The 23714-nt window shown below is 61.8% G+C and carries 21 protein-coding genes, 1 tRNA gene and 1 pseudogene; 12 read left to right on the forward strand and 11 right to left on the reverse strand.

What is annotated here, in order from left to right:
- The first annotated feature begins 73 nt into the window (after window positions 1-73).
- Both serA and IVB13_RS14285 read left to right on the forward strand, forming a co-directional pair.
- On the forward strand, window positions 74-1663 hold the full coding sequence (serA, locus tag IVB13_RS14280) for a phosphoglycerate dehydrogenase (protein WP_247489282.1): 1590 nt from the start codon (window positions 74-76) through the stop codon (window positions 1661-1663).
- A gap of 151 nt (window positions 1664-1814) precedes the next feature.
- On the forward strand, window positions 1815-2987 hold the full coding sequence (locus IVB13_RS14285; protein WP_247489284.1) for an acetyl-CoA C-acyltransferase: 1173 nt from the start codon (window positions 1815-1817) through the stop codon (window positions 2985-2987).
- An 87-nt stretch (window positions 2988-3074) separates the two neighbouring features.
- On the opposite strand, the gene IVB13_RS14290 is transcribed toward IVB13_RS14285, so the two are convergent.
- The 3 genes from IVB13_RS14290 to IVB13_RS14300 form a co-directional block, all read right to left on the reverse strand.
- On the reverse strand, window positions 3075-3980 hold the full coding sequence (locus IVB13_RS14290; RefSeq protein WP_247489286.1) for a hypothetical protein: 906 nt from the start codon (window positions 3978-3980) through the stop codon (window positions 3075-3077).
- A 570-nt stretch (window positions 3981-4550) separates the two neighbouring features.
- Window positions 4551-4778 carry a hypothetical protein gene (locus tag IVB13_RS14295; protein WP_085348786.1) on the reverse strand — a complete coding sequence of 76 codons (228 nt, stop codon included), beginning with the start codon at window positions 4776-4778 and terminating at the stop codon, window positions 4551-4553.
- Window positions 4779-4820: 42 nt separating this feature from the next.
- The gene (locus IVB13_RS14300; RefSeq protein ID WP_085348785.1) at window positions 4821-5009 is read right to left on the reverse strand and encodes a hypothetical protein; all 189 of its coding nucleotides are present in this window, start codon (window positions 5007-5009) and stop codon (window positions 4821-4823) included.
- A gap of 151 nt (window positions 5010-5160) precedes the next feature.
- Between IVB13_RS14300 and IVB13_RS14305 the strand changes: the two genes are divergently transcribed.
- On the forward strand, window positions 5161-7164 hold the full coding sequence (locus IVB13_RS14305; protein WP_247489288.1) for a BTAD domain-containing putative transcriptional regulator: 2004 nt from the start codon (window positions 5161-5163) through the stop codon (window positions 7162-7164).
- A 3-nt stretch (window positions 7165-7167) separates the two neighbouring features.
- Here the strand turns inward: IVB13_RS14305 and IVB13_RS14310 are convergent, their stop codons facing one another.
- Window positions 7168-7662, reverse strand: coding sequence for an MAPEG family protein (locus tag IVB13_RS14310; RefSeq protein ID WP_143273320.1), 495 nt, complete (start codon window positions 7660-7662; stop codon window positions 7168-7170).
- Between the two features lie 90 nt (window positions 7663-7752).
- Here IVB13_RS14310 and IVB13_RS14315 point away from each other — a divergent pair.
- Window positions 7753-7899: pseudogene (locus IVB13_RS14315) on the forward strand (acetyl-CoA C-acyltransferase); the annotation flags it as partial.
- Window positions 7900-7989: 90 nt separating this feature from the next.
- On the opposite strand, the gene IVB13_RS14320 reads toward IVB13_RS14315, so the two are convergent.
- Both IVB13_RS14320 and IVB13_RS14325 read right to left on the reverse strand, forming a co-directional pair.
- The gene (locus IVB13_RS14320; RefSeq protein WP_247489290.1) at window positions 7990-9159 is read right to left on the reverse strand and encodes an AI-2E family transporter; all 1170 of its coding nucleotides are present in this window, start codon (window positions 9157-9159) and stop codon (window positions 7990-7992) included.
- Window positions 9160-9349: 190 nt separating this feature from the next.
- Window positions 9350-12754 carry a PAS domain-containing protein gene (locus IVB13_RS14325; RefSeq protein ID WP_247489292.1) on the reverse strand — a complete coding sequence of 1135 codons (3405 nt, stop codon included), beginning with the start codon at window positions 12752-12754 and terminating at the stop codon, window positions 9350-9352.
- 526 nt (window positions 12755-13280) lie between these two features.
- Between IVB13_RS14325 and IVB13_RS14330 the strand changes: the two genes are divergently transcribed.
- The 4 genes from IVB13_RS14330 (at window position 13281) to IVB13_RS14345 (ending at window position 16596) form a co-directional block, all read left to right on the forward strand.
- Complete coding sequence (locus IVB13_RS14330; protein WP_018453573.1) at window positions 13281-13712, forward strand: phasin; 432 nt, start codon at window positions 13281-13283, stop codon at window positions 13710-13712.
- 194 nt (window positions 13713-13906) lie between these two features.
- Window positions 13907-13983 (forward strand) — tRNA-His (locus IVB13_RS14335).
- Window positions 13984-14078: 95 nt separating this feature from the next.
- Complete coding sequence (locus tag IVB13_RS14340; protein WP_247489294.1) at window positions 14079-15692, forward strand: tyrosine-type recombinase/integrase; 1614 nt, start codon at window positions 14079-14081, stop codon at window positions 15690-15692.
- Between the two features lie 256 nt (window positions 15693-15948).
- The gene (locus IVB13_RS14345) at window positions 15949-16596 is read left to right on the forward strand and encodes a hypothetical protein (RefSeq protein WP_247489296.1); all 648 of its coding nucleotides are present in this window, start codon (window positions 15949-15951) and stop codon (window positions 16594-16596) included.
- A 145-nt stretch (window positions 16597-16741) separates the two neighbouring features.
- Here IVB13_RS14345 and IVB13_RS14350 read toward each other — a convergent pair whose 3' ends face one another.
- Window positions 16742-17059 carry a DUF1648 domain-containing protein gene (locus IVB13_RS14350; protein WP_247489297.1) on the reverse strand — a complete coding sequence of 106 codons (318 nt, stop codon included), beginning with the start codon at window positions 17057-17059 and terminating at the stop codon, window positions 16742-16744.
- Window positions 17060-17315: 256 nt separating this feature from the next.
- A complete protein-coding gene (locus tag IVB13_RS14355) occupies window positions 17316-18005 on the reverse strand; it encodes a hypothetical protein (RefSeq protein WP_247489299.1) in 690 nt (229 codons plus the stop codon).
- Window positions 18006-18898: 893 nt separating this feature from the next.
- On the opposite strand from IVB13_RS14355, the gene IVB13_RS14360 reads away from it, so the two are divergent.
- The 4 genes from IVB13_RS14360 (at window position 18899) to tenA (ending at window position 21485) form a co-directional block, all read left to right on the forward strand.
- On the forward strand, window positions 18899-19198 hold the full coding sequence (locus tag IVB13_RS14360; RefSeq protein WP_247296211.1) for a hypothetical protein: 300 nt from the start codon (window positions 18899-18901) through the stop codon (window positions 19196-19198).
- A gap of 317 nt (window positions 19199-19515) precedes the next feature.
- Window positions 19516-19866 carry a hypothetical protein gene (locus tag IVB13_RS14365; protein WP_247296209.1) on the forward strand — a complete coding sequence of 117 codons (351 nt, stop codon included), beginning with the start codon at window positions 19516-19518 and terminating at the stop codon, window positions 19864-19866.
- Between the two features lie 75 nt (window positions 19867-19941).
- Window positions 19942-20550: an Abi-alpha family protein gene (locus tag IVB13_RS14370; protein WP_247296207.1), complete on the forward strand. Its 609-nt coding sequence runs from the start codon at window positions 19942-19944 to the stop codon at window positions 20548-20550.
- A gap of 260 nt (window positions 20551-20810) precedes the next feature.
- Window positions 20811-21485, forward strand: a complete 675-nt coding sequence (gene tenA, locus IVB13_RS14375; protein WP_247489300.1) for a thiaminase II — start codon at window positions 20811-20813, stop codon at window positions 21483-21485.
- 109 nt (window positions 21486-21594) lie between these two features.
- Here the strand turns inward: tenA and IVB13_RS14380 are convergent, their stop codons facing one another.
- The 3 genes from IVB13_RS14380 to IVB13_RS14390 all read right to left on the reverse strand — a co-directional run bounded on the left by IVB13_RS14380 (window position 21595) and on the right by IVB13_RS14390 (window position 23658).
- Entirely contained in the window at window positions 21595-21999 is a 405-nt protein-coding gene (locus IVB13_RS14380; RefSeq protein WP_247489302.1) for a nuclear transport factor 2 family protein, read from the reverse strand.
- Between the two features lie 343 nt (window positions 22000-22342).
- Entirely contained in the window at window positions 22343-22540 is a 198-nt protein-coding gene (locus IVB13_RS14385) for a hypothetical protein (protein ID WP_247489304.1), read from the reverse strand.
- Window positions 22541-22587: 47 nt separating this feature from the next.
- Window positions 22588-23658, reverse strand: coding sequence for a hypothetical protein (locus IVB13_RS14390; RefSeq protein ID WP_085354353.1), 1071 nt, complete (start codon window positions 23656-23658; stop codon window positions 22588-22590).
- Between the last annotated feature and the right edge of the window lie 56 nt (window positions 23659-23714).

Consider the following 23714-nt stretch of genomic DNA (forward strand, 5'->3'; position numbering starts at 1 on the left):
GGAGAAGTGCTCCGAGACATTCACCCAATCCGGTCTAAGGCCCTTCCCTTAGGAAGGCAGAGGACACATTCCCATGACCAAACCCAAAGTTCTCATTTCCGACGCGCTCTCTCCCGCCGCCGTACAGATCTTCAAGGACCGCGGTGTCGAGGTCGATTTCCAGCCCAACCTCGGCAAGGACAAGGACAAGCTCGCCGAGATCATCGGCAATTACGACGGCCTCGCGATCCGCTCGGCGACCAAGGCGACCGCGAAGATCCTCGAGAAGGCGACCAATCTCAAGGTGATCGGCCGCGCCGGCATCGGCGTCGACAACGTCGAGATTCCCGCCGCCACGGCCAAGGGCATCATCGTGATGAACACGCCGTTCGGCAATTCGATCACGACCGCCGAGCACGCCATCACCCTGATGCTGGCGCTGGCGCGCGAGATTCCGCAGGCGGACGCTTCGACCCAGGCCGGCAAGTGGGAGAAGAACCGCTTCATGGGCGTCGAGATCACCGGCAAGGTGCTCGGCGTCGTCGGCTGCGGCAACATCGGCTCGATCGTCGCCGACCGCGCGCTCGGCCTGCGCATGAAGGTGATTGCGTTCGATCCGTTCCTGTCGCCGGAGCGCGCCAGGGACATCGGTGTCGAGAAGGTCGAGCTCGACGGCCTGCTCAAGCGCGCCGACTTCATCACCCTGCACACGCCGCTCACCGAGAAGACCAGGAACATCATCGACGCAGCCGCGATCGCCAAGATGAAGAAGGGCGTGCGCCTGATCAACTGCGCCCGCGGCGGTCTCGTCGACGAGCAGGCCGTGGTCGACGCTTTGAATTCCAAGCACATTGCCGGCGCCGCATTCGACGTCTTTGTCGAGGAGCCCGCCACCGCGAACGTGCTGTTCGGCCATCCCAACGTGATCTGCACGCCGCATCTCGGCGCGTCCACCACCGAAGCGCAGGAGAACGTCGCGCTTCAGGTCGCCGAGCAGATGTCGGATTATCTGCTCACCGGCGCGATCTCGAATGCCGTCAACTTCCCCTCGATCACGGCGGAAGAGGCCCCGAAGCTGAAGCCGTTCATCGCGCTCGCGGAAAAGCTCGGCTCGTTCGCGGGACAGCTGACCGAGAGCGGCATCCTCAAGGTCGAGATCACCTATGAAGGCCATGTCGCCGAGATGAAGATCAAGGCGATCACCTCCGCCGTGCTGTCCGGCCTGCTGCGGCCGATGCTGGGCGAGGTCAACGTCGTCTCCGCGCCCGTCGTCGCCAAGGAGCGCGGCATGGTGGTGGACGAGATCGTCCGCGCCGCCCAGAGCGACTATGAAAGCCTGATCACTGTCACCGTCACCACCGAGCGGCAGGAGCGGTCGGTCTCGGGCACGGTCTATGCCGACGGCAAGCCGCGCCTGGTCGACATCAAGGGCATCCGCGTCGACGCCGAATTCGGCAAGTCGATGATCTACGTGACCAACGAGGACAAGCCGGGCTTCATCGGCAAGTTCGCGAGCCTGCTCGGCGATGCCAAGATCAACATCGCGACCTTCCATCTCGGCCGCGTCGCGCCGGGCTCCGATGCCATCGCGCTGATCGAGGTCGACGGCGCGGTGCCGGCCGATCTGCTCGCCAAGGTGCAGGCCCTGCCGCAGGTCAAGCAGGTCAAGGCGCTGACGTTCTGATCCGCCGACATATTCCGACCCGCGGAACAACGCCGCCCTCTCGCGAGGGCGGCTTTTTTATTTCTCCCGCGACCGCCGGACATTGTGTACCAATGGCGCCGAGAAACCTCGACCGATGCTCCGGTCAAAATCGTTCGAAAGGGAGAAAACAATGCGTGAAGCCGTCATCGTTTCCTATGCACGCACGGGGCTCGCGAAATCCGGCCGCGGCGGGTTCAACATCCCCCCGCCGATGTCGCTCGCGGCCCACGCCATTCACCACGCAGTCGACCGCGCCGGCGTCGAGAAGGACTATGTCGAGGATTGCTATCTCGGCAATTGCGCTCATGGCGCGCCGAACATCGGCCGCCAGGCCGCGCTGCTGGCGGGAATGCCGAAATCGACCGGGGGCGTCTCGGTGAACCGGTTCTGCTCGTCCGGTCTCCAGACCATCGCGATGGCCGCTAACTCGATCCGCTCGGACGGTTCCGACTGCATCGTCGCCGGCGGCGTCGAGAGCATCTCGATGCCGGGCGGCGGCACGCCGAAGGAATCGATCGATCCCGAACTGCTCAAGACGGCACCGGCGATCTTCATGGCGATGATCGACACCGCCGATATCGTCGCCGAGCGCTACAATCTCAGCCGTGAATATCAGGACGAGTATTCGCTGGAGTCGCAGCGCCGCATGGCCGCCGCGCAGCAGGCCGGCAAGTTCAAGGACGAGATCGTCCCGATGAAGACCAAGATGAAGGTGGTCGACAAGGCGACCAAGGCCGAGTCGATCGTCGATTACGTCGTCGATCGCGACGAGTGCAACCGGCCCGAGACCACGCTGGAAGGTCTTGCCAAGCTCGAGCCCGTCAGGGGTCCCGGCAAGTTCGTCACGGCCGGCAACGCCAGCCAGCTGTCGGACGGCGCCGCGGCCGTGGTGCTGATGGAAGCCAAGGACGCGGAGAAGCGCGGCCTCAATCCCATGGGCCGCTTCGTCGCCTGGGCGGCGGCGGGTTGCGAACCGGACGAGATGGGCATCGGCCCGATCTTTGCCGTGCCGAAGCTGTTGAAGCGTCACGGTCTGAAGATCGACGACATCGATCTCTGGGAGCTCAACGAAGCCTTCGCCAGCCAGTGTCTCTATTCGCGCGACAAGCTCGGCATCGATCCCGCCAAGTACAATGTCAACGGCGGCTCGATCGCGATCGGCCATCCGTTCGGCATGACCGGCGCGCGGCTCACCGGCCACATCCTCCAGGAAGGCAAGCGCCGCAAGGCGAAGTGGGGCGTCGTGACGATGTGCATCGGCGGCGGCCAGGGCGGCGCGGGACTGTTCGAAATCTACAGCTGAGATCGAGCCTCATGAATGCGGAAGGCACGGCGCCGCAAGCGCCGTGCCTTGTTGTTTGAGCACCAGGTCAGGCGTGTACTCTTTGGGTCATCGGTTTTGTGGGATGAAGCGGCTGAAGGATGGTAGTCTAAGACAAAGCTTGATGATGAGGGGAAGCGCGAGGACCGGGATGACGCACGCAGCGACATAACCTTCCGCCAGCGACGGCAGACCGAAGCTCGCCGCTGCCCACACGAGCGTGACGTTGCGGTTTCCGCTCACGAGACCGATGGTACCGGCGGTTTGCCACCCCAGTCTCGCGAACGTCATGGCAGCGAGGACGCACAGACCGAAATTGAACACGATCGCCGCGGCGAGCATCACGTCGAAACGCAGGGCGTTGCTGGTCCATTGCGCCCGTATGCCTTGCGAGGTGGCAAGCCCCACGATCATGAGCCCGACAACGGCGATCCCGGTGGCGGCGCTTTGATCGGGCAGAACAGGAATCACATGACGACGAAACCTCATGGCTAGGAAGGCCACCAGGCCTGCAGCGCCGATAATGCTGAAGAGCCGGATCGCCAGCCCGCCCATGTCGAATGCAATTCCAAGTCCGAGCACCGTGGCAAAACTCGGAATCGAGATCGGCGTGAGCAAGGTCAGTGCGATGGAAACGAGCAGTGCGAGACGTGGTCGCAAACCGAGCATTCCGGCGATCGCAGCGGCGCTTCCGACCGGCGGCGCCAGCAATGAAAGCAGAACGCCGGCCCGCAGCGCAGGATGAAGCGGAGCAAAGGACAGCAGAATCGCAGCAGCGAATGGCAGCACCAGGCCAACCCAGGCAAGCACCACGCCCATCAGGAGCGGACGAATGCTGGCTTCAGAGGGGGCAAGACCCGCCGTAAGAAACGAGCCCAGCGTCAGAAGAAATGCCGAAAAAGGCAAAAGATCGTAGCCGAGATGAGCGAAGGGAGTGATCACCAGCCCTGCGCAAAGCGAGATCACCAGGAGCATGGGTCCTTGTCCGCCAAGCGTGGACAATATCCGGCCAACGTACATATCAGCTCCTCTGGACTTGCGCATCGACGACGATGCGTCTTCAGATTTCAGTCATGTCGGCCGCCATTGCGAACGTCAGAAGAATCCGGCGCTCAAATCCAGGCCGTAGGTTCGTGAGAGCACGAACACAAAGGCGCACGCTGCGCACAACAGGAGGGCGTGCTTCGCCAATTCGGCACCGATGACCGAGAGGACCGTGCGGGAAATCGTGCGTATGATTGCTGGCATGTTGCCTCCTGGTTTTTCAAATCCCATGAACCGGCTGCATGTGGCGGCCGTCAGTCGGTGTGCGAAGCGAGGATCAGGGGCGGATCACCTGGCTCGGTCGACGCGCGCTGAATCAGGATCGCGCCGATCACGTGAACGAGGCCGAATCCCAGCAGAACGAGGATCATCAGGCGCGTCTCGCCGCCTGTTCGCTTTCTGTCGTGCGATGCCGGAGATCTGGCCCGAATTGGAGACGCAGCACGGTTGTGATTGTTCACGATTGTCCTCATATGCTTTGCTGTCGCTCGTCCCGATCGCCTACGGCGCCGGCGGGTTTGAAATGTAGTGGGTAACGAAATCGTCGGAGGCGAGGTTGGCTTGGCGCTCTCGGGGCGCCTTGCTCATTGCCGCGAAGGCAATCACCAGCGCCAGGAGCGAGCCATAGAAGGCGACCACTCCAAGTCTCCACATCGCAACCAATCGCTGTTCTTGGTCGGACGCGAGAAACCTCTGCGATTGTCTTCCCTGCTGTGCGATGTCGGTCAATGCGACCTCCTGTTTGATGGCTGTTGTGATGCCGGCGTGCGATCAGTCGCCTCCGAAAAGGAGCGGTGCGACGGGCGGCGCCGACTGCGAAGCGGCCCTGAGTGTCGGGTGTGCAAAGGTCGTCAACGCTGCGTCGAATCCGGCGAGAACCACGAACAAGCCAACGACGATCATGATGAGGTGATGCGCGCGCACGCTGGCTTCCGGATGAAATTGCTCCGCGTCGATCAACCAACCGGCATCTCGTCGCGATGCGATCTGAACCCACTGTCGTCGTCGCCGGCGTCACTCGGCCGTCACTGCAGCGTTAATATTGTTCGCTAAGGCGGCAATTCGTGTAGGATGTATATCCGTGAGCGCATCTGCTTATTTTTGAGGCGGAATGACCGAAACTGCACCCGCGCCCAGCCCAAGTTTTACTCTCGCACTTCTTGGACGTTTTGAACTGATCGGGCCGGACGGTGCCGTCAGCTTACCGAACAAGAAGCTCGCGGGATTGCTGGCCTATCTGGCCTGCACGGCACCTCAGCCTCAGCACCGCGAAAAACTCTCGACCTTGCTGTGGGGATCGCACTTCGAAGCGCAGGCGAAGCAAAACCTGCGACAGGCGCTGTTCAAGCTGCGTCAAGTTCTTGGTCAGAGTGCTCTCAGGAGTGACGGCGAATTCATTTCGTTGAATGCCGTTGTGATCACCTGCGATGTGCCGCAATTCGAGCGGCTTGTCAGAAAGGGCAGCCGTGACGCGCTGACCGCGGCGGCAGATCTCTATCGCGGGCGCCTCGTCGATGACATCGCGGTCAACGCTGAGGGCTGGAGCGAGTGGCTGGCCGGCGAACGCGAGCGGTTATCGGAGCTGGCGGTCGGCGGGATGGTAGCGCTCGGCGACCAGGAACTGTCCGACGGACGTGCCGGCGATGCCCTGCTCGCCGGCCAGCGCGCCAATGCACTCAACAGCATGCGCGAGGATGCGCACCGCCTGATCATGCGCGCGTTGTCCGCGGCCGGCCGCAACGCCGAGGCGCTCAAATATTATCAGGCCGTCGTTGCCTTTCTGAAGCAAGAGCTCGGCACCGCGCCCGATGCCACAACCAGCGCGCTGGCTGCGGAATTGCGCAAGGTCCAGGAGCAGAAGATCGTTCTGCCGGCAGCGGAGCCGACGGCAGACCTTTCGCACCAGGCGGAGCACGTGTTCGGCAACGACAGGCCCTCCGTGGCGGTGCTTCCGTTCCGCAACATGGGTGATGAAACCGAACAGGACTACTTCGCCGATGGCGTCACTGCAGACATCATCACCGCTCTATCGCGCTTTCGCGAGCTGGTGGTGATCGCGGCCGGATCGAGCTTTGCCCTTCGGGACAAGGGAATGACCAGCCGGCAGATTGCGCAGCAACTCGGTGCGCAATACGTCCTGAGCGGTCATATTCGCAAGGCGGGCAACCGCATTCGCGTCTCGGCCGAGCTCACTCATACCGGAAGCGAGGCCCAGGTCTGGTCCAATCGCTACGATCGCCCCCTGGTCGACATCTTCGACCTGCAGGACGACGTCAGCAGCAGTGTTGCCGCAGTCGTCGATCCCGCCGTTCGTAGCGCCGAGATCGAACGCGCACGCCGCAAGCCGCCAACTGATCTTTCGGCCTATGATCTGTATTTGCGCGGCCTTCATCATTTATGGGGCGGCACCCGCGAAGGTATCGTCAAGGCCATCGATCTGCTTCGGCGGTCTCTGAGCCTCGATCAGGAGCGAACGGCGACGCTGGCGGCGCTGGCTTGGGGACTCGTGATGGCTCCGCCGCTCGGCGCCAACATGTCTGCGGATGCCGCGTCCGAGGCGGTCGGTCTGGCGCGCCGCGCCGTCGAGCAGGATAGTGGGGACGCTTTCGCCCACGCTGTCTATGGCTTCACGCTGTTTGGGCCCGCCGGCGACAACGATCAGGGGCGCATTCACGCCAGCGAAGCCGCAAGGCTCAATCCGAGTTCGGCTTTCGCATGGGGTGTACTCAGAATGATCGACAGCATGGGAGGCGATTATGCCAACGCACTCGCATGCCTGCATCGGTCTCTCGTCCTCAGCCCCGAGGACAGCATGCTCCATATGTGGATGACGGGATTGACCGCGTCCTACTTTGCCCTCGGGCAGTACGAGGAGGGCGTTGCCTGGGCGCGCAAGTCGGTTCGGCACAATCCGAGCAACGGCACCGGACATCGCATGCTCGCGGCCAACCTGGTCGGGGTCGGCCGGCTGGAGGAAGCCCGCGAGGTCACCCGGGTTCGCGATGCGGCACAAAAAACGACGATCCGCGATCTGCGCGCCATGCGCTTTTTCAAGCAGCACGAGGCGCTTGAACGCTACCTTTCGGCCCAGCAGATCGCCGGCGTGGCCGACTGAGCCTCAAGCGCCGAGTGCAACGAGCAGCGTGCGCACGGTCATGAAGACCAGGATGACCGAGCCGACGGTCCACAGCATTGCGCGAATGTCGTGAATTTGCCCGGTGAGATAGGCGAGAAAATGCAGCAGGCGTGAGGCAACGTAGCCGTAGAGCAGGCATTGCGCGAGAAGCAGCGACGGCTTTGTGAGAACATAAAGAAAGCCCGCGGCCAGGAAATACGGCAGGCTCTCGAGATCGTTCATCTGGATCCGGCGGATCCGCTCCACATCTTCGTTGGGAAGAAGCTGCGCCGGATCGGGTGCGGGATTCAGTGGTGTCTTCTTGATGTCCTCCGGCGAACGGTAGCCGCCCTGGGCCCTCACCATCCGGACCACGGTGAGCCACGACATCGCCACGGCCTTGAGGATGATCAAGCTGGCGGCAACGACATAGGTGGCGAAGAGGGGATCGTGAAGATTGATTCCGTCCAATTTGGTACCCCGCTCCGGCAGGGCCATACTACATGTCCGAGCGGGTTGCGCCACTACGTAAAGGCAGCCGCCAGTCCAGTCCCAGCCTGATCTCGCCTTATGCCTTCGCCAGCGCCGATCGGCCATCCGTTCGGCATGACCGGCGCGCGGCTCACCGGCCACATCCTCCAGGAGGGCAAGCGCCGCAAGGCGAAGTGGGGCGTCGTGACGATGTGCATCGGCGGCGGCCAGGGCGGCGCGGGACTGTTCGAAATCTACAGCTGAGATCGAGCCTCATGAATGCGGAAGGCACGGCGTCGCAAGCGCCGTGCCTTTTGCTTTCTGGCGTGTGCTTGGGGATACGCCCGCGGCAACTCAACCGTTCTTCTCGGGCGCGACAGGTCGGAACACCCACTCGCGCCAGACCACCAGCAACGCCGACATGATCACCGGGCCGAGAAACAAGCCCAGAAGGCCGAAGGCCGCCAGGCCTCCGAAGATCCCGACGAACGCGAACAGAAACGGCAGCCGCGCGGAGTCGCCGACCAGGGTCGGCCAGACGAAATGATCGCCGGCCAACATGACGATCGCGCCCCAGAAGAAGACGCCCGCGGCTGCGAAGCCGCTGCCTCCGCCAGAGACCAGCACCACCGCCGCAGCGGTGAAAGCGAGCCAGGCGCCGAACGGAAGCATGGCGAAGGCCGTGGTCAATATCGTGAATACGATGGCATGCGGCACGCCCGCGACGAAATAGGCCACGCCGATCAATAATCCCTCGCCTGCGGCGACCAGCACCGTACCGTTCACGGTGCCGCGGATCGCATCGACCATTTGCTCGGCGAGACCCTCTCCCGCCTCACCGAAAAGCCGATCGCAGGTTTCCAGCACGCGGTCCGAGATCGACCGGCCGTTGCGCAGCAAGACGAACAAGGCGATCAGCGAAAAGAACAGAAGAAACAGGCGATGAAGCAGCTGTCCGCCGAACGTTCGAAACAGTTCCGATGCGTTGTCTGCGTTGACGCTTTTCAGCCATGCGGTCGCGGCTTTGGGATCGGAAAGATTGCTGCGCCACCACTGCTCGATGCTCTCTGCGGCGATCGGAAGGCGGGCGAGCCAATCAGGCACTTCGATCCCGCTCTCTCCGGCCTGTTTCATCCAGCCCACGAGCAGATCGCCTTGCTGCGCGATCTGATAGACGGCAAGCGACATCGGTGTAAACAGGATGAGGGCGACGACGAGCGTGAAGACCAGCGGGGCCAGGCTGGACCGGCCGGAGGTCACGCGTGCCGCAAACTTGGTGTAGAGCGGCCACAGGCTGGTTGCGAGAATCGCGGCCCAGATCACTGCGGGCAGAAAGCCCGCCGCCGTCCACAACGCGAGTGCGACCAGCGCAAGGGCAAGCACGACCCGTGCGTTCATGCGCGCGCCCGCGCCGGTAGGCAGCGGCTTTCGCTCGGTCGTGGTCGGGCCGCCCTCGCTCCGCGCCGCCTCGCTCCGCTTGGGCGGACGCTGCTTCGATGCCACGGATTTCGCTCGGTCGGTCATTTGAAGTCGCTGGGGTGCGGAGCTGCAGTGTCGAACTGATCAGCAGGAGAAACGCTGGGTCCAGGCTTCAAGCCGCAACGAGGGGCTTCGGTTCCGCTCGGGAAGAAGTCGCAATGAGCTGGCGCCCTTCGTCGGGCGCGGCTCGGCCGAAGCCGCCCGTGCACCGCGGGCAGGAAATCGCGTTCGCCGCTTACGCCTGCGCCAGCGCCGGTGCGAACACCACCTCGATCAGCGAGCCGGAGTTCGCCGCGCTCTTGATGTTGAAGCGGGCGCGGTTGGCTTCGACCAGGGCCTTGGTCAGCGACAGGCTCAGCGCCGAATTGTCCTCGGCATCGCCCGGCGGCGGCGTGCGGAACGGCTCCATGGCGGCGGCGACTTCGCGCTCGCTGAGGCCGTGGCCGGTGTCGCGGATGCGAAGTGCGACCTCGCCGTGGTCGGTGAGCGCGGTCGAGACGATGACCTGGCCGCCGGCGCTGGCGAGCCGGATCGAGTTCGAGATCAGGTTCATCGTGATCTGCCGCATCGCGCGCGCATCCGCGCTCACCTGCGGCAGCGCATGGCCGAGCGAGGTGCGGATGATGATGCGCTCGCGATTGGCCTGCGGCTGCATCACGACAACGCAGGCCTCGACCAGATCATTGAGGTTGAGGTTGGCGAAGTCGAGGTCGAGCTTGCCGGTCTCGATCCGCGACAGCTCGAGCAGGTCGTCGATGATGGCGATGACGCGCTCGCCGGAGGCGCGGATGTCCTTCATGTACTCGCCGTAGCGCTCGTTGCCGAGCGTGCCGAAGCGTTCCGAGATCATCACCTCCGAGAAGCCGATGATGGCGTTCAGCGGCGTGCGGATCTCGTGGCTGATCCGCGCCAGCATGTCGGCCTTGGCATTGGCCGCGCCGTCGACCAGACGTCGCGCCTGCGTCAGCTCGCTCTCGCCCTGCTTGCTGTGCGAGAGATCGCGGAACACGGCGAAGAAGTTCGGGCCGTCGGGCCGGGTGCGGCCCATGATCATCGCGAGCGGAATGACGCCGCCCTTCTTCTCGCGCCCCAGCACCTCGCGGCCGTGGTCGAGCAGGCTCGCGATGTCCTGGCTCTTGAGGTTTTCCAGATAGTCGATCACGACATGCTGGCTCTCCGGCGCGAACAGCGTCACCAGATTCTGCTGCATCAGCGTCTCGCCGTCATAGCCGAACAGCGCCTCGGCGCTGCGGTTGCAGGCGTGGATGTTGCCTTCGGCATCGAACATCACGATGCCCTCGGCCGTGGTGTCGAGGATCGCGGCGAGATCTTCCGCGGCCGCCTCGCCGGCGTCGGGCTCCGGCGCGGTGGGGAAGGTCTCGGGGACAATGGTCTCGGCGGTGACGGTCTCGGCGACGACGGGCGCAACGGGTGCTGCCTGCGGCAGCGCGCAGATCAGCGCATGCGCGCTCTCGCCGTCCCAGTCGATCGCGTGCAGATGCGCCTCGGTGGTCGGCAGCGGCGCTTCGCCATTGGCGAGCGTCGCGCTGATCGTGACAGGCGTGCCGGCTTGCGACGTGCTGCTGGCCGCGGACACGCCGGGCTCGACATAGAGTGCATCCAGCCCGCCGGCGTTCTCAAGTGCGCTCAGGCTGGCATAGCCCATGCGCGCGAGAAACGCGGGGTTGGCGTAGAGCAGGCGGTCGAGCCGATAGATCAGGATGCCGGTCGGCAGCAGGTCGAGCAGCGCGCGATCGCGCGGGCTGTGGCCGTGCGCGGGCGGCGCGGGCGCGGTCAGCCATTCGGCCGGCGCGTGCGGCGTCTCAGGCTCGGGCTCCGGCGTCGGCGCCTCAGGCGTGATCTCGGCATCCGGCGGCTCGGACGATGCCGCGATGGTTTCCTTGTCGCGTTCGAGGCGCTCGGACAATTGGCGGGCGAGCTCGTTGAACGCGCTGTTCTCGACCGGCGTCAGCGTCGGCGATCGCGTGTCGCCGGGCGCTCGGAACGGCAGGACATTGGGAGGCGTTTCCACTGGCGTTTCCGGATCGGTTGGATGTGAATTCGCGTCGGTTGTGGGGTCGGTCAGTTCGGCTTCAGGCTCGGGCTCAGGCGCGGGCGGCTCGATCGGCGGAGGCGGCGGCTCGGGCTCTGGCTCGGGTTCGACCACATTGGCGGACAGGCTTTGCGGCGCCGCCGGTTCGGCCAAAAGCTCAAAGCGCCTGAGCGCATCGAGCCGGTTGAGGCCGTCGAGATCGCGGCAGACGCCAAAACCCCTGAAGCCCGCGAAATTGCGCTCGCCGTCATAAACCGGAAGCCCGGCAAGCTCGACCGGCAGATGCTCGCCGCCATCGGCTGGCCAGTTCACGGTGATCCCGGCCCAGGTGTCCTTGCTCGCAAGCGCCTGCGCCACGCGGCTCTCAGGATCGAGCGCGAAGGCGTCGGCGATCTCGCGCCAGGGGCGGTCGAAGCCGGCGGCCGTGCGCGGCCCGATCAGGTGGATGAATTCGTCGGAGAGAAGCACAAAGCGGCCCTCTGCATCCACCTTCCAGAGGAAGCGCAGCGGATGCTGACGCGGTGCGGGCGGCTCTTCGTGGCCCGACGGCGGCTCGACCATGCCGGTCACGGTCGGCGCTGCCTGCGGCGACACCATGGCTTCGGCCGAGTTTTCAACCGGAGTTTCTGGCGCGGCTTCGGCCGCTTGCTCGACGGCTTGCTGGATCGAGACGATCTCGGTCGCCGGCTCGCTTACGGGCGGTTCGTGCGCGATCGTTGCTTGCGGCGCGTCGACCGGCTCGGCGAAGGCGTCGAACAGCGCGATCTCTGATGGCGCCTCGTGCGACGGCGCCGCTTGCACATCCTGCGGTACGGCGGCTGGAGCAGCGGACGGCGCAGCCTCATGCTGAGCGATGTCTTCTCGGGCGATCTCTTCGCGCGCGACCTCTTCGGCGGCCTCGGACTCGACCTCATCAGTCGCAGCCGCCGCCTGCTGCACGGCAGGCTCGATCAGCGCGACCAGGCCGACATCGGCCCCGCTGCCGACCCGCTGCAGCACCATCTGGCCGATGCCGATCGGCGTCTCGGCGCGGCCAAGGCTGAGCGCATCGCTGCGCGCCTGTTCGAGGCCGCCCTCGGTCAGATCGCGGAAGCCGAGCAGGGTGCGGGCCGTTTCGCTGGCGCCGACGAACAGGCCGTCGGGTGCGAACGCCGCCATCGGCGTCTTGGCGCCGTCGACCAGACGAAGCAGCCGCTCGACCAGCGGCATGGTGCGCAAGCCGGGGTCCATCGCGGTGACCAGCACGGCGCGGCCGCCATTGGCGAAGTCGAGCCGGGCGCAGGCGCAGGTCATCAGAGTGCCCAACCGCGCGCCGAAGCCGCGCAGCCGTTCGAGCCGGATCGCGCCGTTCGGAGGCAGCCGGCCGGCAAGCCGGATGATCTGGCGGCGGTGGCTGTCGGCGGGCCCGAAGGTCTTGTCTGCGAGCGCCGTGGCATGGGCCGCGCCGAACAGTCTTGCCCCGACCGGATTGGCCCAGAGCACGCGCGTGCCGTCGATCGACCACAGCCAGACGGGCAGCGGCGAGGTCGCGTGCACGGCCAGCCGGGGATCGCCCACGCCTCGCAACTGGAAATCCGAACTCGTCATCCGACCGGCTTCGCGTCCCGCTTGTGCGCATCAGGCTGCCGGGAATGACAGCCTTAAGAAAGGGTTAGTATCGCCCGCAGGGCCGGGCAGGTCCACGGCCGAAGCCTATGCACCAAGGCCTAAAGCCGCGATAACCTTAATGTCCCTGACCCCGCAAGCCGTAGCCCGTTCGCATCCCCATTCTTCGAGATCCCCGCGTCCGCAGATACCCATGCCGCCCAGCCTCATCCTGAGGAGATCGCGCAGCGGTCGTCTCAAAGGACGAGGCGCGCGCTCAGGCACCACCTGGTTACCTCAACCACCGGTTCCCCATACCGGGAACCTCATCCTCCCCGCGATTAAATTTGCGCAATGCACCCCAAAACCCGTTGCGTTGCACAATGTTGACATCTTAGGCAGGCATGGTCTCCGCGCTGGGCGAGCCATCATTCGTTTTGTGTTTCCAGTCTTCGCGCCCGTCACCCGGTTGGCCGGCGGGCGCGCCTGAAGGCTCACTCCGTTTTTTCATTAGTGTGAGGGACAAAGCATGACAGGTACGACTGATCCATTCTCCGCCTCCGTCATTCCGTTCGAGGTTCCGGAGCAGATGCGTGCGTTCGCCGAAAAGGGCGTGTCGCAGGCCCGCGAGAACTACGCCAAGTTCAAGGACGCCGCCGAAACCCACAACGGCACCGTCGAGGCCGTGTTCGCGTCCGCCCACAAGGGCGTCAGCGAATACACCGCCAAGCTGATGGAGTTCGCGAAGGCCAACACCAAGGCCCATCTCGACTTCACCCAGGAGCTGTTCAGCGTGAAGGCGCCGCAGGATGCGTTCGCGCTGTGGACCAACCATTCCAAGACGCAGCTCGAAACCTTCCAGGCCCAGGCCCGGGAGCTCGCCGAGATCACCCAGCGCGCGGCCACTGCCGCCGCCGAGCCGATCAAGGCCTCCGCCGCGAAGCTCTACCCCGCCGCCTGATCTGGCCGGGTCGTTTGAATTAAGAAACCCGGGCCTAGAGCCCGGGTTTTGCTTTGGAAATAACCTCGTTTGCGGGACGTTTTGAGGGTGTTGCGGCCTTGCCAAAAACGCCCGTTGCACCTAGTTTCCGCCCCGTCCAGCCCCCCTCGGTGACCGGCCCTATCAAGGGCGCCCCTCGGGCGGCTCGCAAGGATGCAGTTGTAGCTCAGTTGGTTAGAGCGCCTGTCTGTGGAACAGGAGGTCGGTGGTTCGAGCCCACCCAACTGTACCAAGACTGCGGATAACTCCGCGTTCTCAGCATCTTATTGATAGACCAAGAGGATTTGCGCCGCCGAAATACAAAAGGCTGCACAAATGGCGTTGCGAATGGTTGCATTGAATAGGATTGCTGACGGTCGCTGGTTTGCCCGCAAGGTCATCCCCGAAGACGTCCGCGAGGAATACCAGCGGCTCTACGGTCACAAGCGCGAGGCGCATCTCAAGCTCCCAGCCGTCACGTCGAGGCACGAAGCAAAGGCCCGTCTCGGGGAATGGGAAGCCGAGGTCGAAACGCGCATTGCCACGCTACGGGCCCAACGAAACGGCGAGGGCCAGCCACTTACCAAGCTCAACGCCATCGCTCTCGCTGGCCGCTGGTACCAGTGGTTCGTGAAGCAGCATGAGGGAGAACCGGGCTCTGCCAAGCACTGGCGGGAGTTCAGCGACCACCTCATGTGGAACGTGATCTACCCTGAAGCTCCCGACAGCTACCACGAGGATCCCAAGGCCGATCCTCATTGGGAATGGGCCAAGCAGACGGATGTCCGCGAAGCAGTGAGGGCGCAGATAGCCGAATTGGGGCGCGTTGCGACGTTCTTGGCCAGCGAAGGTAAGGCGCTGAACTCCACCGGCTATGCACTGTTCGTGGATGCGGTCTCTGACAACCTCTTACCCGCCATCCTACTGCTAGAGAGGCGCGCGAATGGCGATTACTCCCATGATGACACTCCTGACAGCTTTCCAGCGTTCACCGATGGGTCGGCGCGCGCCTCCGGTGTGAGTTGTTGGAGTTTGTTCGAGGCGTTTGTCAAGGCCACCAACATTGCCCCGAAGACGGTCACCCGTTGGCGCTCCGTGTTCCTCGAAATGCAGCGGGAGTTCGCTGAGGTCGGGGCTGACGGGATTACTGAGGACGCTGCCCGTAAATGGGTGCACGGCTTGATCAACAAGGACCGTCAGGCAATCACGGTTCGCGAGGTATGGTTGTCGTCCGCTCGCCGCGTATTTGGCTGGGCTCGTGAGCACAAGCACGTTAGGCAAAACCCGTTCAAGGAAGTGCGAGTAGACGTTCCTCGCAGGGCGCAGACACGAGAAGAAGGCCGCAGCTTCACAGACACTGAGGCAAGCATCATTCTCAACGCCAGCTTAGGCTATCAGAAACCCGTCACGCCTGCGGAGAGAACTCGCCGCTGGGTACCGTGGCTTTGTGCGTATTCGGGAGCAAGGTCAGGCGAAATCACTCAGTTGCGTGGGATCGACGTCGAGGACCGAAAGGGTCTTCACGTTATGAAGCTGACGCCGGAAGCTGGCACGATCAAGACAGGCAAGTCGCGCGTTGTTCCCATCCACGAACACTTGATTGCACAAGGCTTCCTGGAAATGGTCAAGCAGGTTGGAAAAGGCGCGCTGTTCTATAACGACAAGACGCCGCCACGCCCCAGTGCTGATCCTCTCAAGCCCTCGCGTCCTCGTGCTGACACTGCACGCGCTCATCTGGGGACATGGGTTCGTGAGCTTGGTGTCGATGATCCCCACATCAGTCCCAACCATGCTTGGCGTCACACATTCAAGCGCATTGCTGACGAAATTGGGATGCCTGAGAAGATGAACGACGCCATAACCGGACACACGCAAGCCACCGAGGGCAGAAAATACGGCGCTCCCACTGCCGCCGCTATGGCTGAGGCATTGAACAAATTCCCGAGATACAAGCTAGATTGATCACAGTGCGCGGCACGCCCCACGCGCGGCACCAAGGTAACCCGATGAAGCCGCAAGGCAGCTCTGGGGCTCGCGAGAACCGCGTCGGCTAACGCACGAGGAGCGGACGAGGCCGGAGCAGTTCGGCAGGTCGCAGTTTGACCCGAAGCGGAAGTTAACAAAGCGCAATCACCCGCTGCTTGGAGGCAAGGGCACCCGCAACAGTTTCTTTGCAATCGGTGCCCTAAACAGAAGCAGCGCCGCTTGGGGAACTTGTATGTCAGCAGTCGCCGCAGTTTTTGCTGTCTGGCTCTTTCTGTTCGGAGTTCTTATGGTCCCCGGCGGCTGGGCAGGCACCTGGATCGCGGGACAGACCAAAAGCTCGCTCTTCGGCTACCTGCTCTGCATTACGTGCGCTCAATTAGTTGTCGTCTGCTCCGCAGTCGTTTTCGCATTCGCGAGGTTTTCGTTCCTTCCTCATTTCAACTCGGGGTCTTCGCAGATCGGGTTCGCCAACCTCATTTTTTTCGTGCCGACGTGTTTCGCTCTTATGCTCGGTTTTCGTCGCGCAAAGTCGCTGGGCATTGAACCGAAGCAGCCCGCTTCACCGGTTGTTATCCCTCCGCAACAAACCAATACTGCGCTATCATTTATAAGATCAACGCTCCCTGTTCCGATCCTGTATGCGCTCGTCGGCATCGCCGTATTTGGCTTCTTGGACGCGGCAACTGGGCGGTTCTTCCGCCAATTCATTTCCGATAGTCTAGTAGCAATCGTGCTGTCGGCGTTGGCGGGCGCGGTGATAGGTTATTTGTTTGGGTGGCATAAAGTCAGCGCGATTGGGCTTCCGCGTAGTGCGACGCCTTACGAGATGAACGCCGCCCTTCGAAAGCGCAAGCAGGACGCTCCCCCGTCCGAAGTGTGAGGGTCGAACCCCCAACGTCTCCTTGTGGCCCGTTTCGGACAAGCTAGGTCGGTTCCGTTATGTCCGCTGTTCGGGGTGGTCCGGAAGTGACAGGTAGAAGTCTGCATGGAGGCGAATGACCCCGAAATCGACTTTGCGCGACCGTTTAGAGGGTCGCTCTCGCTTTCGTCAAAACGAACAGGTGAGAGCCGGCGGCGATCAGCGAGAAAATGACGATTCCTAATTCAGCACCGTGCACATGCTGCGGCGCATATGTCGAAGCCAACCAAATGAGGAGGCGGACAGCCGCCATGAAGGCAATCATTCCCCACATTGCGAGCCGTTTTGGCGCGTACCATGTTGGCTGGCCGTTGGGATCCCATTGCATGGCAATGCGCTCGCCTTCGATACGGGGGCCAAAATAGAAGTTCAACGCGCCGACCATCGCGAGAGCGAAGCCAAAGACGTAGTCTGCTGGTAACATGCTGTATGCCTTCCAAACACCAGCCGAGAGTATCGAGAGACGGAAAAGCTATCCATTCTTGTTTAGAAGGAACCGTTCGCGTCCATTTCCTTATGGTTGCTGTCAGGTTGACCGGACGCGACGACCGCTTCTGCCCATAGCGGCATCTCCGCCAATTCGCCCCTATCTCCGCCATTGCGTTCTAAGCTGACGTGCCGCGAATAAGAAAGGCCGCACCTGAGGCTCCGAATGGAAACCTTGGTGCGGCCATTGCCGATCAGGCGGCCTTCACAAGGAAGCTCTTCGCTCCCCTGCCTTTGCCTTCCGAACCGTACGTGACCCCCAGCTCCCTGAGCTTCAGGGTCGTGGGGTGGTTATCATCACGCAAAGTCTTCTGCAGGTCTTTCCGCTGGTGAGGCTTGAGGCCAAACTCGCGGTCGATGAGGCTCATAGAGGTCCTTCCGGGACTTCGGTTCGACATGAAGGTCACCAGCCGTTCGGCGGGCAGAACACTGCGGTCCACACGTATCTTGGGGCCGTCGAGTTCAAGGTCCCAGTCGCGCACTGAGATGTTGGGCAGCTCTTGACGGATGTACTCAAGTATCTCGGAGCCCCGCGCCCCACTCGGTACCACGATGAACACCTCGGTGGGAGCGCACCGACCTTGCGTGTCAATAACCTTGCGAAGCCGTACCCGTCCCATCGCCTGTATGATCGAGGTCGCGAGATGTCTGCGCTGCAGCAGCTCACGGACGTTGGCGTGCTCTTTCCAGCATGGGTTGTCGTGCCAGTCGTCGTCCTGGACGCCCTTGAACGCAAAGAACACGTTGGTGCCCCAGATGCGATCCCTGAACGGTAGTCCGAAGATGACGGCCGTATCAAAGTCCTTGTAATCGTTGCTGCCGTCGATTGCGCCCCAATGCGCTGAAGCCACTTCCGTTACCCCAAGGTCCGCGTTGGTGGGCACCAGATGCTCAACGTGCTTACGCTCCTAGGGCAGGTGGCGGCATCAGCTTGGGCGGTGTTGACCCTCATACCTTGCATCAGACCACCCACGCGATTTCCGCTGAGTACATTCGCGAGTTGCAGTCATGACCTTCGATTTCGAAAATTCTACGCCACTTGATTGGATAGGAGCGCTTCCGGCCGCTCATGCAAAGACTATAGAAGCGATGCTCTCCAATGGAAACGAGCTTAGAGGAAATCGGTCAGAATTGGCTGTCCAGGGTCGGTCCCGAGAACACCTTCCCTTTTGGAGCAAGTAGCGGGTCGCATAGTTTTTTCCGTCGAGTGATGGAAGAGGTGCGCAAGTTCATTGCGGAGACCCCTCTTACAAGGACTTGCGCAAAAAAGATCGAGAGCCTCACTAACAAGCATAAGGTTGAAGTCGTAGGCGCCATAGCCGCTGGAATTGGCTCTGTCGTTGGTTTATCGGCAGTTGTCTTGGTTCCTGTGGTCGGCATTGCACTTGCAGTAGCTTGTCGGATCGGCGTGAACGCATATTGCGCCGTACCACAGCCTGCAAGCGAGGCGACAAGCGGACAGAGGGGCACATAGACAAAACGCCGCAATAGCAGATTGCCGCTTGAGACGTGGGGTTAGTCGACCTGCCAGGTTACCCATAACAGTGCACTAACCTCTCGATCCCAGGGCACTCGTTTTCTGTAATCCCAATTTCACGCACTGTAACCGGAATCTCTTTTGTTGCAGCGCGTTTAGGTTGCGCTTCCCCGTACGTTGCGGTTGGATGCACGGCTGGGGGAATAGAACATGCGAGTTTTGGGAATCGTAGCGCTTGGCGTCGCGCTATGTGGTTGCGCTTTTCAGCGCGCCGAAATCGCCCAAGATGCACGAACGCAAATGGTAGGCATGTCAAAGGAGCAGGTGCTCTCTTGTATGGGCGCACCGGCCAACAAAGCGGCCGAGGGCGCGACCGAGGTCTGGGGCTATGATTCCGGCAATGGCATGGAGGTCGCCAGCGTCAGCGGCGATCGGTACGGCGCCACCGCGGTCAGCTCACGTCGCTTTTGCAAGATCAATGTGGTGTTTGCCGGCGGCCAGGTCTCTTCAATGAACTACACCGGCCCAACTGGCGGTCTCCTAACTGCCGGGGAGCAGTGCGCTTACGCGGTGGACGCGTGTGTGAAGACGCGGCAATAGCCCAGGTCCTAATTTCACGCCCACGGACATCCGAACACCGAAGCGTTAATCTGCCAAGCCCCTTTCGGGGCGCCTTGGCGCGCGCCTTCTGTTAGAACCTTCGGATGGCTCGCCTCCCGCCGCAACGCGGTGCTGCTCGCCGTCGCGTTTCTCGCTGGCTGGGCCGTCTATCGTTGTTCACGTAAGGAAGCGCCGGTGTCATCGCGGCCGGAGCTGCGGCTTTCGTCGCCTATCGCCTAGGAAGCTCCCAAGCTGAGGCGGCTCGCCTCCAGGCAGAAGTTGCCAAACAAAACTGGCAAACCGAGAATGAGCGCGTCGTGCTAGAGCTGTTCGACTGCCGTATAGCAATCTTTGAAGCAATAAGACATGTGGTAGCCAAGACCATGTCCTCCGGACAACCAGACGATGGCACACTTTATGAGTACGCGGAGGCAATCGAAAAAGCGCCGTTTTATTTTGGACCAGACGTCAACGAATATCTTGAGCGCATCCGAATTGTGATCATCGATCTGATGGACTCGAACTCTGCAATCAAACTACACGACCCGGCTGGCCCGAAGCTGCACTATGATCGAATGAATGAGCTGAACGAGTATTACCGGACTGCTCCCAAGCTGTTTGGCCCCTACATTCAGGCGCATCAAAAAGTTGGGAGTTGGCAATCTTAGTCCTTGGCTGCAATTTGCTCTCGTCAAGGTCGGCTGGGCCGCCTATCGCTGGCTTTAAGCTCGGGGAATAAGCGAATGACCGACAAGGCACCGTACGAAGGCGCGATTGAAGAAAGCGCAAAAGCCGCCAGCAAGGCGCTGGACCTTGTGAAGGCCAGTTCTCAGCAAATCGCCGATGTTTACGGTATTCTGATTGGAGACCCGCTCCACGCTGCACGGCACCGGCGACTGGATGCAATAACCCGGCGAACACAGGAGATATTGCGGGAGCGCGACGCTAAGACGACCGAACTGCCAGAGCAAATCGCTATACCGTTGCTGGAAGCAGCCCAGCAAGAATCTCGCACGGAGATGCAGGAGATTTGGGCAAGACTTTTAGCTAATGCGATGGACACCGATCGTGCCGCGGATGTCCGACCCGAGTTCGTTGCTGCTCTCCAGAAGCTGCAGCCGCTTGATGCACTTCTATTGCAAGAGGCTCGCGCGCTCGTCCAAAACCCCAATCAGGCAACTGTTGATCCAAAAATCTTTGCGGACCGATTGAGTATTCGCGAGACTCTAGCGGCTGTTTCGATCGAAAATTTGGTAATTGCTCGCTGTTTGTCGCGGCATCTTTCTGGTCAAACCGACTACTACAGGTTAGCTGGATTCGGCATCGAGCTGTTGCACGCATGCCGACCTTGAAATTCGGCGCTCAGTTAGCCTGTACTTGAAGCCCGCTCATACAGTGCTGGGGCAGTGCGGCGCCGGACAAGTCGGCCAGCCGTTCCTTTTAAAACTCTTGGGGTTACGGTGACGCAAAACTCCCGATGCGGGGAGTGCCCATCCGCAACGCTGCTTAAAGTGAGTTTTGTGCGCGGTCACCGTAGCTCCCCCGTTCGCAATGCGCTATCGGTAGCGAGCCAAAAGACGTTCATGGACAAGCAAGCCGGGCGAAAAAGATCGTGAGTTTCTTCGAGCGTCTCAAGACAGCAGCATCCGTTGAGTGGCGGGCTTACACCGAGCATCCCTTCACGAGCGGATTGGCAGACGGCTCGCTCCCCGAAGCGGCGTTTCGTCACTACCTCGTTCAGGACTATTTGTTCCTCATCGAGTTTGCTCGCGCCTACGCGCTCGCGGTCTACAAGTCGCCCCGACTTGCCGACATGCGTGAAGCCGCGGCCGGCCTTTCGGCTATCCTCGATGTCGAGATGAACCTGCATGTGAAGCTCTGCGCCGATTGGGGTCTGTCCCCGGCCGACCTTGAACAGGCCCCGCCGGCGGCCGAGATGCTGGCCTATACACGCTACGTGCTCGACGCAGGAATGCGCGGCGATCTGCTGGCGCTCAAGGTGGCGCTTGCCCCCTGCGTGATCGGGTACGCGGAGATCGCCACGCGGCTCGCCTCGCTCCCCCTCGCGGACGCTGCGACGAACGCCTACCGCGTCTGGATCGCCGAGTACGCCGGCGCGCCGTACCAGGAGGTCGCTGCCAAAGCGCAGGCGCACATGGAGCATCTCGCCGATCTCTACGCCACACCGGCCCGCGAGGCAGAGCTGATTGCGATCTTCAAGGAAGCCACCCGACTCGAGGCGGACTTCTGGCAGATGGCCTGGCGCGTGGGCCAGCGTGTTCAATAACTCTTTCGGCAGTCAGGTTCACAACCTGAACGTCATACAATTCGAATTATTATGACAGTGCACCAAACTCACCAACGTCAGGCGACACTAACAGAACCTTACCGCGCTTTCAGGAGATCATCGCCTTGATCTGCGCAGTGTCCGCAAACTCGATCAGCTCGACGATCGTGCCGTCCCGAAATCTGAACAGGTCCAGGATCTCGGTGCTGGAAGCCTTCCCGGTCGGATGGTGTCGAACGACGACGCGGGAATGAACGGCGACGCGATCTCCGTCCACCAGCTCAGCAAGGATTTCGCGACCTTCGAAGCCGAATTCATCAATCAATTTACTGAAGGCTCCACGCAGGGTCGGGTGCCCTTGCATGCTCCCTGTCAGTTCGAGCGCGCTCTTGTCGCCCATCAACGTGAACAAGCCCTCGGGATGAAAGGCCGTCACCAAGCCCTCGGCATTACCGCCGTCGCGTGCTGCGTAAGCGCTTCTGATCACTGCCAGTCTCTCTTCATGCTGTCCCATATCACCCTCCCTGCAGGACGTATCAAGTCAGCCTAGCGACCTTTGCGTGTAAACGCAAAATCATCGAGTTGAGGGGGGCGAAGGCTCAGCACGCCACGAAGCAGGATCGGTCGCTTTCGTTCCCCCATTTCGGGAGAAATCGGCGTTGGGCAACGCCGAACCTTTTCACGACCTTGGGTGTTTGTGTTGCGGCAGGACTGACAACGCTGAGGAGCTGAGACATGAACGGCATTATCTATTTGGTCGGACTCGTCGTCGTGATTGGTGTGGTGCTCTCGTTCCTGGGCCTGCGCTGATTGTATTTGGGAGGTGGTGCGGCGCACTCGCCAAGCCGCCGACCACCTCACCTCGTCACCACCCACACCACCACCGGCAACGTCACCGCCGGCCAGCAGCGTGCCGGCGCCACCGCAACTGACACCGGGTTCACCCGCCGCTGATACGGCACCGCGAAGATGTGCGTATTCGCGCAGGTCGGCACCTGCAGTGGGTCGAGCGCGCATACCACCAGGATGCTCGGCTTCTCGCCCCCTCGAAGCACGAAGCCACAGCTCCGTCGGGAAATCAGTCTGCCAGCTACCCGCCCCATCACGGCGTCGGGGCGACCACATCCTTGAAGTCAGACAAAGCGCGAATGGCTGCCGTTCTGTTCAACACAAATCGCTTCACTTCCTCTTGCTGGCTCGAACTCAAATCCGTCCAGTGATGTTTTTCAGTTGGGAAGCTGATCAGAAGGCCTTCGCTGCGGTGCTGTGCGACTTGGACAGGAACGACGTCATCAGGTGTGTCGACGAGATACTGGTCTGACGGATGATTTTCGGCTTTGAGTGTTCCGGATTGCACCTGATTGGATACCTCGGGAATACCCAACGAGAAACCGAGCGCCTTCAGATCGAAGACCAATGAGCCGGGATGAGTATCGACGCTGACGAACTGGAGAAAGCTGGTCTGCGACTTGGTCACGCCGGTTTTAAGATGACCGTGAACGACCCGCACGAGCTGGCCTTCCGATCCGTTGATCCAGTCGTCGAAGTCCATGAGCGGTGTCGTGAACACGACCGGCTTGCCCACTTGCGCATCCCGCAATTGTTTGGGATCGAACTTGTCGAAGCTCACGGGCGACACCTTGGGCACCTTCTTGAACATGCCGGCTCCGATGGTCAGATCACCGCCGATAATCGGCCCAAAAAGCGAAAGTTCGCGCCCTGTACTCAAGTTCTTGATCTTCACGCGGAGCAAGCTCGATTTGACGCCGATACCCGAGGCGCCAAAGAGCGCTGCGATTTTCATCTCCCAGAAGGTGCTCGGCGCATAAACAAGCCGAGGCGGACGGTGCACCTTCTTGTAACCGCCCGTACCTGTCCAAACCAGGTCGACCATGAGGACGACACTGCGATCGATGGCGGCGTTATCTTCGCCGGCCGTCGGAAACGGTTCCGTGCTCCCGACTGCCTTTTGGCCAAGCGCGACGGGCAATCCCGGCAGCTGCATTTTGACGATGGGATCGACCTGGTCGAAGATCGTTTTCGCCCTGAATTCCGACAGGCGCTGATTCAGTGCGGACGCCGCCGCCTTCGTGCGGGCACCTCTCCAGCGTCGGCTGGCGTGACCAACGCATGTGATGCGGACCGAAACCGTCCCATCTTTGGGAATGCCCATGGAACTGCTCCTTTATTGCAGATCTCTTTTTGGTCAGTTGAGCGTTTGGACCGGTT

It is taken from the genome of Bradyrhizobium sp. 17 (genome assembly GCF_023073515.1).
In the GTDB taxonomy this organism is placed as follows: domain Bacteria; phylum Pseudomonadota; class Alphaproteobacteria; order Rhizobiales; family Xanthobacteraceae; genus Bradyrhizobium; species Bradyrhizobium canariense_D.